Raw genomic sequence first — 2,456 nt, 5'->3', positions numbered from 1 at the left:
CCAGGACTTTTTGAATGAAAGTGAATAGCGATGCGAACTAAAGACGTGACAGAGATTTTAAAAACGCTTGGCTGGGAGACGAAAGATCAACTATTATTTACAGTGGTAGAACAGTATTAGCGTGAATAAACTGCGACTTATGGAGAATAATCTATGAACTTTTCGTTAAAAAAAATACATCGCCCTGATATTATTTATGTGGAGAAAGGTGTATTAAAAGTTATTGATATAAAAACTGGTAATTTTCAATTAACAGAATGTCAAAAAGATTTTGAAATAGCGTATAAAACAGGAGATGCAAAACCTTTTGGGAAAATTATGAAACGCTATCTGGGCGAAAATAAGGAACAGCTTAATAAATACCAAGAAGATTTGAAAAAATTTGAAGGAGATGCAGAGCTTCTGAAAGAGTTTAGAGACAATTGGAGTGAAAATCAAATAAACAAAGAGTGGAATAGAATAATTCCTTATACAGTTAGCTGTTATCCGGCGGTTGGAGAAGAGTGAAACATTATGCAAACTAAAGATGCAGCAGAAATATTAAAAAGTCTGGGCTGTGAGCTCTATCGTGATGAAGTAGGCGATACATTTGCCTATTATTATCTTCCGGATCGCATTGTGGATTTGAGCTATGGTGTGAAACATGAAACGGATGGTGAAAAATTTTGGTTATTAGCTAGCCTCACAACTGCTTCTTATAGTCTTGCTTGTGAATATTCTAGGGGGCAAAAGTCACGGTATGGATATATACTCTATCCAGAAATAGGTGATTTCGGGGTTACGGTACCGGATCTTTCAGAAAGTCATATTGAATCTGCTTTAAACAAAGTCATTACTTGGGCGCAAGCACAAGATATTGAAAAAAAATTACATGAAGAAGCTGCTAATCATTCTCTTGTTGCAAAGGCTCTTCTCGGCGAGATAGAAGCTTTAAGGAGTTATGAGTCTACGCCCAAAATAAACGTATCAGAATTTTCTGATTATAAAATAATGACGTGGAATGAACGCTTGCTTCTTTTTGCACAGGTCTATAAAAATGGGGAATTAGACGATATTCTAACGCGCAAGAAGCCAAAACAGCGCTCGATAAATCTCATCGCAGCAAGTCGCATCCTCAAAACGCGAGGATGGATTGCTATGGAACCTGAGAGAATGTTTCTCTCTTTGCCAGACCGTTTTATTCAATTTGATTTTGGCTTTATACGTCTTCATGATAATTACAATGTTCGTCTTGAAGCTGAAATATCTAATGAAGAGATTTCTGTAGCTTGCAAATATATTCACTATAGGAGAGAATATAATTGGATACGACCTACGGATATTTATAAGTCTTTTAACACGATTGGAGGAGGTTTTTTTAGTGGTTTTGGCAAGGAAATTGATATTTGTGTAGAGGAATTGAATGAGCAAGAGTTAACAAAAATCTCTGAGCGGATAATACAGTGGGCACGCGCCCAAGATTTACAAGCATCGATCGAAAGCAAAACACTTGTTCAAAAATATAGCTACAATATAGACATAATCTGGCATTTGGCTTGTTTAGCGTTAACAGGTCGAATTGATATCCTGAAATCTTATCAAAATTTTCTGGAAGCTGGTACGATTTCTGAACATTTGGATGATAATGACGTAGAAAAATATGTTAACCATGCCGTTGAATTTTCTGAAAAACATCTGAAAATTCTTCATGAGAGAGAGTCAGCAGAAGCACATCTCAGTCCACAAGTTTTGATTACTTTCAATAAAGTTACAGAGCAATTAAAAGAAATGGGTTGGACAGTTTATCGTGATAAAAACTACAATCGCAATGCTTATTTTGTAAGTAAAGACCGTATAATCAATATAATGTGCAGCCTTCAAAGTGATGGAGAAGAGTCGATTGTTGCGTTTAAGGCTTCCCTTTCAACACTTGGTTTTTCCACTGCTCATAGAGAGATTTTCTATAATATGCCTCAATATATAGCCCTCAAAGAAGCAGAAGAATTTTATACAGTTTCTACTACTGAATTGGATGAAGGCAAGCTAAAGGAGATTTGTACAGATATACTTGAATGGGCAGATCGGCAAAATGTCAATCAAATCATTTATGATTATGCGGCTTTTTCCCCAGACAGTGAACTTGATCTTGTAGCGCGTCACCTTATTGCGCTTGTTTTGATTGGGGATATTGAAAAGCTCAAATCTTACAAGGAGAATTTTAGAAAAGGAAATCCTTTAGGTTTTGTGGAAGAAATCTCAAAATATAGAATTGATAATCTCCTCACTCTTGCACGGGGTTATCGAGCAGGTTTTCCGAAAAATGCACCGATTTTGAGCTTGGATCCGCAAATAGCATCTGTTGCTTCTAAAACAACTTCTGTTGAAGTGGCAGAGGAAGTGGATGACACTGATGATCGTCTCACCATGGAAAGTGCTCATGCACTTTTGAAAAGCTTAGGTTGGTCAACTGAGAAAAT

Annotated in this window: 2 protein-coding genes; both read left to right on the top strand. The window is 36.5% G+C overall.

Features of this window, described 5'->3' with window-relative positions; genetic code table 11:
- The first annotated feature begins 153 nt into the window (after positions 1-153).
- Complete coding sequence (locus tag ACFIQE_RS09580) at positions 154-507, top strand: hypothetical protein (protein ID WP_183194745.1); 354 nt, start codon at positions 154-156, stop codon at positions 505-507.
- 6 nt (positions 508-513) lie between these two features.
- Positions 514-2,456, top strand: a 1,943-nt coding sequence (locus ACFIQE_RS09575) for a DUF6990 domain-containing protein (protein ID WP_375707629.1), incomplete at its 3' end; no start/stop codon positions are given.

The sequence above is a fragment of the Bartonella sp. AA1HLJMS genome, from assembly GCF_042197445.1.
In the GTDB taxonomy this organism is placed as follows: Bacteria; Pseudomonadota; Alphaproteobacteria; order Rhizobiales; family Rhizobiaceae; genus Bartonella.
Note: the sequence above shows the minus strand (reverse complement) of the source record. Positions and strands in the feature narration are given on the sequence as shown.